We start from the raw sequence: 7,752 nt of genomic DNA, 5'->3' as shown, positions 1-7,752 counted from the left end.
GGGGAGTCGGGTCTCGATGTGCGGCCTCGCCCGCGGGTCGGCGTGGTGGCCACGGGCTCGGAGCTGGTCGCGCCGGGGCGGCCGCTGGGGCCGGGGCAGATCTGGGAGTCCAACTCCATCACCCTGGCCGCCGCCCTCAAGGCCTGCGGGTGCGAGGTCACCACCACGACGATCTCGGGCGACGACCGCGGCGAGTTCACCGCGGCCCTGGACGCGGCCACCGGCGACGCCGACCTCGTGGTGACCGCGGGTGCCGTCTCGATGGGCGACGCCGAGGTGGTGCGCCAGGTGCTCGCCGACCGCGAGGGCGCCCGCTTCGCGCCGATCGCCATGCAGCCCGGCGGCCCGCAGGGCCTGTCGACGTGGCGCGGTACCCCGGTCGTGTGTCTGCCGGGCAACCCGGTCAGCGCGCTGGTGTCGTTCGTGGTGCTGCTGCGACCGGTCATCCTCGAGGCGGTGGGGCGGTCGCCTGTCCAACCGGTGCGGGCCCGGCTCTCGCGCGACGTCACCTCCCCCGCAGGGAAGGTCCAGTTCCTGCGGGCGGCGCTCGGCCCTGACTCCGGTGCTGGCATCCCCGTCGTCGAGCCGGTCTCCGGTTCCGGCTCACACCTGGTCGCCTCGATGGCGCGCGCTGACGTGCTGGTGGAGATCCCCGCCGACGTGACCTCGCTGGCCGCCGGGACCGAGGTCGACGCGGTGGCGCTGTAGCCGCCGATGCCCGCGGGCAGGCGACAGATCTGAGACCAGAAGGCACGTGACCGAGCACGCCTTTTTGCATCTACCCGATCGTCGGCATGGCGCTGACCACGGCCACGGTCGCGGTGATGACCCAGATGACAGGCTCGACCCCGATCTGGCAGATCATGGGCATGCTGCTGTTCTTCGGCGCCGGCCTGGGCCTGGTCATGCAGGTGATCGTGCTGGCGGTTCAGAACGCGGTCGACCCGCGCGAGGTGGGCGTGGCCACGAGCTCGAACAACTACTTCCGCGAGATCGGTGCGGCGATCGACACCGCCTGGTTCGGTTCGCTGTTCACGGGTCGGCTGATCGACAACCTCACCGACACGGTGGCCGCCAACCCGGAGCAGGCGATCGCCTCGGGGTTGAACCCGGGCGCCGTCACGCCGGCCTTCGTGGCGAACCTCCCCGAGCCGCTGAACCAGGGGATCGTGGACTCCTATGCGGATGCGTTGGCTCCCGCGCTCTGGTTCGTGGTGCCGGTCCTCGCCGTCGCCCTTCTCTTCGCGTTCTTCCTCCCCCAGGTCACCCTCAGCACCGAGGCCGGCATGATCGCGCGCGGCGAGGCCGTGTGGGATGACGGCAGGGGCGAGGTCGTCGAGATTGACGGAGAAGACGTTCCCCGGGTCGACGACGACAACGCCACCACCGCGACCGCGCCCACCCCGGGAGACCCGCCCGCCCCGGCGCACGGCTGACCCCACCCGGACACCCCCACCTCACCCGTCACCGCCAGCGACATTCCGGCTCCTGACCCGAAGCGCGATCGGTACCCGGTCGCACTGAAGGGTCGTAGGGTCGGGGATGGCCGAAGGGCCGGCCCGGCCCTTCGGCGACGAGTTCACCACCAGTCGGAGGCATACATGCCCACACGTACCACGGTCGCTCGACACATCATCGACACGCTCCACGCCTCGGGGGTCCAGCGGGTCTACGGACTTCCCGGCGACTCGCTGAACGGCGTCACGGACGCGATCCGGCAGACCGACGGCGTGGACTGGGTGATCACCCGGCACGAGGAGGCGGCCGCGTTCGCCGCCTCCGCAGAGGCCGCGCTGACGGGGAACCTCACGGTGTGCGCCGGTTCCTGTGGGCCCGGCAACCTGCACCTGATCAACGGCCTGTTCGACGCCCAGCGTTCCGGGGTCCCGGTCCTCGCGCTGGCCGCGCACATCCCGTCAGAGGAGATCGGGACGGGATATTTTCAGGAGACCCATCCACAGGAGCTGTTCCGCGAGTGCAGCGTCTATGCGGAGCACGTCTCGTCAGCCGAGCAGGCGCCGCGGCTGCTGAGGATCGCTATGCGTGCGGCCATCGAGAAGCGCGGGGTGGCCGTACTCGTCCTGCCCGGCGACGTGGCGCTCGAGGAGATCACCGCCGAGGCGGCCGCCATCCGCCCCACAGTCAGTGCGGTGGTCCCGGCAGAGGAGGATCTCGCTCGCGCCGTCCGTGCCCTCGACGGCTGCGAGGACGTGACGATCCTCGCAGGCGCCGGCTGCGCGGGCGCCCATGACGAACTGCTGCAGATCGCGGAGATGCTCAAGGCGCCGATCGTCCACGCGATGCGTGGCAAGGAATGGGTGGAGCACGACAATCCCTACGACGTGGGAATGACCGGTCTGCTCGGGTTCTCCTCGGGCTACCGCGCCATGATGGCCGCCGAGACCCTGCTGGTTCTGGGCTCCGACCTGCCGTATCAGCAGTTCTACCCGGACGCCACGGTGATCCAGGTCGACATCCGGGGCGATCGGATCGGTCGACGCACGCCTGTCGAGGTACCGCTGGTCGGCGGTGTCGGGGAGACGATACGGGCGCTGCTCCCCAGGCTGCGCACGCACACGGGCCGCAAACATCTCGACGGTGCCACGAAGCACTACGCCAAGACGCGGCGCACGCTGGACGATCTCGCCACGCCGTCCAAGCGGACCATCCACCCGCAGTATCTGACGCGGTTGATCGACGAGGCGGCAGACGACGACGCGGTGTTCCTGCCGGACGTCGGCAGCCCTGTGATCTGGGCGGCCCGCTATCTGACGATGAACGGGCGCCGACGGATCGTCGGGTCGTTCACCCACGGGTCCATGGCCAACGCCCTGCCGCAGGCGATCGGCGCCCAGGCCGCCTCACCCGGCCGACAGGTGATCGCGCTCGCGGGCGACGGTGGGCTCTCCATGCTGATGGGCGAGCTGCTCACGCTCGTCGAGCACGACCTGCCGGTCAAGGTGGTGGTGTTCAACAACGCCTCGTACAACTTCGTGGAGGTGGAGATGAAGGCCGACGGCTTCGTGAACTTCGGCACCGACCTGTCCAACCCCGACTTCTCGAAGGTCGCGGAGGCCTGCGGGCTCGCGGGCTTCCGGGCGGACAAGTCCAAGGATCTGGCCGGGACCGTCAAGCGGTTCCTCGCCCACGACGGGCCCGCCCTGCTCGAGGTGGAGGTGGAACGCCAGGAGCTCACGATCCCCCCGTCCATCAGCGCCGCCCAGGCCAAGGGATTCACGCTCTACTCGCTGCGCACCGTACTGTCCGGCCGCGGTGACGAGCTGGTGGACCTGGCCAAGGCGAACCTGCGGCAGTTGTTCTGAGCCCCTGCCCAGGACCCCTCGCCGCCGCGTGGTCTCGCCGATTCACACATCCCCGGGGCGGGTCCACATACCACCGTGGTCTGCGACCACGCGGCGGCGATGCCTACTCGGCGCTGTCGAGAGCCTGCTGCCAGAAGTCGATCTCCAGGCGGGTGGCCGTGCGGAACACGTCGGTGAGCTCGTCCAGCCGACGGTCCGACAGCCCGCCCGCAGCCAGGGCATCGAGCTGGGCGATCGCGGCGCGGGAGGCGGCGGTGAATTCCTCGCCGGAGTACTCACTGATCCACTCGCGGTACGGGTGCTCGCCAACCTGCCCGCCGTGCTCGGCCAGACGCGGCTGCAGCCTGGCGCCGATCTCGGCGTAGCCGATCGTGCACGGGGCCAGCGCAACGCTCAGGTCGAGCAGGTCCCCGGCCATTCCCGAGTCCAGGACATAGCGGGTGTAGGCGACAGTGGCCTGCTTCTCGGGAGCGGCCTCGAGCTCGGCGCGCGGGATGCCCCAGCGCTCGGTGAGCGTCAGGTGCAGCTCGGTCTCGGCGAGAATCGCCCCGGTCGCGGCGTGCGCGGCCCTGAGGTCAGCAAGCGTGCGGCTCTTATACGTGGCCAGGGCGTTGGCGCGGGTGAACTGGACGAGGAAGTGGAAGTCCTGGACCAGGTAGTCCTGGAAGACCGGCAGCGGCAGGGTGCCGGCGCCGAGCCGCTCCACGAAGTCGTGCCGGGTGTAGGCGTCCCATTCGTCGCGGCAGCGGGTCTTCAGGGTCTCGAACAGGATCAACTCGGGTCTCCTTCAGCGCTCGGTCGACAGGCGGGCGACGATCGCGCCGTGTGGCCGGTGCCCGGGCCCTGTCCTGGTGTAGGTCTCGATCACCTCGAAGTGTGCCATCCGCGTCACAGGCCCCGCTCCCGTAGCCGGCTCGGAGACACGCCCTCCCAGCGGGTGAACGATCGGGTGAACGTCGCGGTCTCCGAGTATCCGAGCTCGCGCGCCACCTCGGACACCGCCGCGCCCTGGGCGAGCAGTTCCAGCGCCCTGCCATGCCGCACCTCGTCGACCAGCCGCCGGAACGACGTGCCCTCCGCGGTCAACCTCCGCCGGAGCGTGCGCTCGTCGACGTGCAGGTCAGCGGCTACATCCGCCATGGACGGCCAGTCACCCCGCTCGTGCCGCAGCCGGCTACGCACCTGCCCGGCCACACCGACGCGGGCCAGCCGGGCATCCAGCACCTCCCGGCACTGCTGCTCGAACAGCCGCGCGGTGTTCTCATCCGCCTGCGGCAGCCGCTCGTCCAGGCGCTCGCGCGGGATCACCAGCCGGTTAGTCGCGCACCGGGGAACCACGGCCGCCTGCTCGAGCCGCCACGCCTCCGCCAGCAGCGCGGCGCTCGCGGGCCCGAGCGTGGTCTCGATCCCGACCAGCTGCAGGTCGATCTGCGCGCCACGAAACGCCGCCGCCAGCCCGGCCAGGTCCCGTTCCACCACGAAGGCGCGCACATCGGGCGGGATCTCGTCGTCGGCGGCGACGGCGTAGACGAGGCCGTCCGCGCCGTCTCCCGAGCCACTTTCCTCCAGCGCGAACCGCAGGTGCGTCGGCGACAGCGCGAGGTACGGGATCGCCCGCTCGAGCGCCGCGCGCACGGTGGGCCCGGCCAGCATCATGAATCCGATCACGCCGGTCCGACCGATGGTCGAATACGCCCCGATGCCGGCTCCCAGCCCGGGCAGGTCCCCGAGCTCGGCCAACAGATTGCGGATCACCGCGAACTCTTGATGTGCCCAGATCTGCGCGTTCTCATCCGCGAGATCGGGCGGCTGAATTCCGGTGCCGGCGAGGCACCTCGTCGTCGTCATCCCCTGCGCCACGGCGCCTTCCACCATGATCCGCACGCCCTCCGTGCCGCGCGGCACGGCCCACACGGGCGATCCCGGCGACGACCGCGACGACGACAACGACGGCCTCACAGTCATCGCCTGAAACTACCAACCCACCCACCCGATTGTCCGAAAGTGCCAACTTCCCGACCGAAAGTGCCATTCCGCCGGCGCGGATGCGTGGCTACGGTCACAGTCATGACCCTCGCCGGCTCCCCTGATACCGCCACCGACACCGGGCTCGCGGCCGAGCTCGGCGCCCTCTACATCCGCGCCAAGGCCGCGGTCGGCGCCGAGGACCTGGCGCACATCCGCAACGTCACCGCCTACGGCGAGGCGATCGACGCCCGCCGTCGCGAACTGCTGCGCGAGGGCGGCCCCCGCGCGGTCCGCCGCGCCACCGCACTGGAGATGGCGTACCGCCTCATGCAGTTCTCCGAACTCGGCCACAGCATCATCCACGGCAGCTACGACCACCTGCCGGACTGCGGCGAGTACCACTCCGACCGCTACCACTGGGACTTCAACGTCGACACCGACCAGTGGAAGACCATGCACCACGTGGGCCACCACCCCAACACCAACATCGTCGGCAAGGACCACGACCTGGGGTACAGCCTGTTCCGCGGCAGCGCCGGCCAGGACTGGTACGGCCACCACCTCGGCCAGGTCGCGATGATCTCGGCGCTGGCCGCGATGGCCCCGATCGCGGCGCCGTTCTTCCTGGCGAACATCGCGCGCAAGGTCGAGGGACACGGGCTCTTCAGCTCATACATGCTGTGGTCCCCCGCCCGGATCGCCGGCCGCGACGCCCGGCGTCGGTTTGTCGACGAGCCGTTCCGTTCGGGATGGAAGCCGCTGCAGACGCTCGCCGCGAACTACCTCGGCGGGGTGACCGGCTACATGTCGGTGCTGTTCCTGGTGTTCATCGAGCACCACGCGGGCGAGCTCGAGCTGTTCACCGACCCCGGCCCCGACGAGACCGCCGACCAGTATTACGAGCGTCAGATCCGCGCGACCCGCAACTTCCTGCCCAGCGCGCAGATGGACGACGCCCTCGCGCGGCTGCTCGAGGAGGAGGTGCCGTTCGAGTACCGGCCCGATCTGCGCATCTTCTACGGCGGGCTGGAGACGCACGTCGAGCACCACCTGTTCCCCGATCTGCCGCCGTCGATGCAGCGAAAGATCGCGCCGGAGGTCCGCGAGATCGCCGCCCGGCACGGGCTGCCCTACCACGAGACGCCGCTTCTGGGGACCGTGCCGCTCATCGCCAAGACGCTCACCGGACTGTCGGTGCCGTTCGGCGAGCGCGAGTTCTCTCGGCCCCGCGACCTGCTGCGCGACCCGGCTTCGCTCGTTCGCCGCGTCGCGGCCGGGCTGCGCTACCGGCGGCTGCCCGAGTCGCCCTACCTCGACAAGCCGCAGTTCCACAACGTGCCGGCGCGGGTCGTGGCGGCCACGCCTGTCGCGGACGGGCAAGCCCTATCAGTGCGCCTGGCCCGCCCGCGCGGGTGGGAAGATGTGCGGTGGGACGCCGGCGCGTACGTGTCGGTGCGCCAGATGGTCGACGACGACGAGCTGGTCCGCCAGTACAGCCTGGTCCACGACTCGGTCGGGCAGGCCGGGCCGTCCGACCTGGAGTTCTGCGTCAAGCGCGTGGCTGACGGCCGCGTCTCCAACCGGCTGAACGACACCCTGAAGCCGGGGGCCTACGTGACCCTGGTGGGTGTGCCGCAGTCGACCGGTGACTTCGCGCTGCCGGCAGAGCCTGACACCACTCACCCGGCCCCCACCCTGCACATCGCGGGCGGCGTGGGCATCACCCCGATCATCGCGCTGCTGCGCCGCCTCGCCCGCGACGCCAGCCCCCACGTCGACGCGACGGTCCTGTACTTCAACCGCGACGAACGCTCGATCATCTTCGAGCCGGAGCTTCGTGAGCTGGCCCGCGACGCCGGGATCACGCTGCACCTGTTCACCGACGCCCCGGCCACCCGCGACGACCTTCGCACCGGACGCCTCGGCCCGGAACTGCTGACCGAGCTGGTGCCGGACCTGGCCGAGCGCGAGACCTACGTCTGCGCCCCGGCGGCGGTGATCGACCTGGCCCGCGGGTGGCTGCGGGGGCTGGGACAGCCCGCCGAGCGCTTCCACGCCGAGTCGTTCACCGCGCCCGAACTGGATCGGCCCGCCGACGACGGTAGCCGTTACACCGTCAGTTTCGCCCGCACCGGGACGTCTGTGGAGATCGACGGCGGCACCACACTGCTGGAGGCGGCCGGGCGCGCCGGGATCCCGGTGCCCACCGGCTGCGAGCGGGGCCTGTGCAAGGCGTGCGTCACGACCAAGCTCGCCGGCACCACCAGCGCCGAACAGCCCGGTGTGCAGCAGGAGCGGATCACGGTCTGCAACTCGCTGGCCTCCTCGGACATCGAGCTGGATCTGTAGCTCAGTCCCACTTCCCCCGCGTGTACTGCGGCGGGTACGGGGCGTCGCGCCAGTCCAGGCCCAGCTCGGCGGCCGCGCGCTGCGGCCAGGCGGGCTCGCGGAGCCCGGCGCG

Annotated in this window: 6 protein-coding genes; 4 read left to right on the top strand and 2 right to left on the bottom strand. The window is 70.7% G+C overall.

The window, feature by feature from the left end; translation table 11 throughout:
• From HMPREF3086_RS16465 to poxB, 3 genes are all read left to right on the top strand, one after another.
• A partial coding sequence (locus HMPREF3086_RS16465) for a molybdopterin molybdotransferase MoeA (RefSeq protein ID WP_141764137.1) occupies positions 1–708 on the top strand: 708 nt, incomplete at its 5' end.
• An 86-nt stretch (positions 709–794) separates the two neighbouring features.
• Positions 795–1,436 (top strand): MFS transporter, encoded by a 642-nt coding sequence (locus HMPREF3086_RS16460; RefSeq protein ID WP_070722982.1) that lies wholly within the window; start codon positions 795–797, stop codon positions 1,434–1,436.
• A 165-nt stretch (positions 1,437–1,601) separates the two neighbouring features.
• A complete protein-coding gene (poxB, locus tag HMPREF3086_RS16455) occupies positions 1,602–3,323 on the top strand; it encodes a ubiquinone-dependent pyruvate dehydrogenase (protein ID WP_061227817.1) in 1,722 nt (573 codons plus the stop codon).
• A 103-nt stretch (positions 3,324–3,426) separates the two neighbouring features.
• On the opposite strand, the gene HMPREF3086_RS16450 is transcribed toward poxB, so the two are convergent.
• Both HMPREF3086_RS16450 and HMPREF3086_RS16445 read right to left on the bottom strand, forming a co-directional pair.
• Positions 3,427–4,098 carry a TenA family protein gene (locus HMPREF3086_RS16450; RefSeq protein WP_070722979.1) on the bottom strand — a complete coding sequence of 224 codons (672 nt, stop codon included), beginning with the start codon at positions 4,096–4,098 and terminating at the stop codon, positions 3,427–3,429.
• A 113-nt stretch (positions 4,099–4,211) separates the two neighbouring features.
• A complete protein-coding gene (locus HMPREF3086_RS16445; RefSeq protein WP_246831028.1) occupies positions 4,212–5,198 on the bottom strand; it encodes an AraC family transcriptional regulator in 987 nt (328 codons plus the stop codon).
• Between the two features lie 192 nt (positions 5,199–5,390).
• Here HMPREF3086_RS16445 and HMPREF3086_RS16440 point away from each other — a divergent pair, with 192 nt between their 5' ends.
• Positions 5,391–7,640, top strand: coding sequence for a fatty acid desaturase (locus HMPREF3086_RS16440; protein WP_070722976.1), 2,250 nt, complete (start codon positions 5,391–5,393; stop codon positions 7,638–7,640).
• Positions 7,641–7,752: the final 112 nt, after the last annotated feature.

The organism is Dietzia sp. HMSC21D01 (assembly GCF_001815995.1).
Lineage (GTDB): Bacteria > Actinomycetota > Actinomycetes > Mycobacteriales > Mycobacteriaceae > Dietzia > Dietzia cinnamea.
This window is presented reverse-complemented; position numbering and strand designations above follow the sequence as displayed.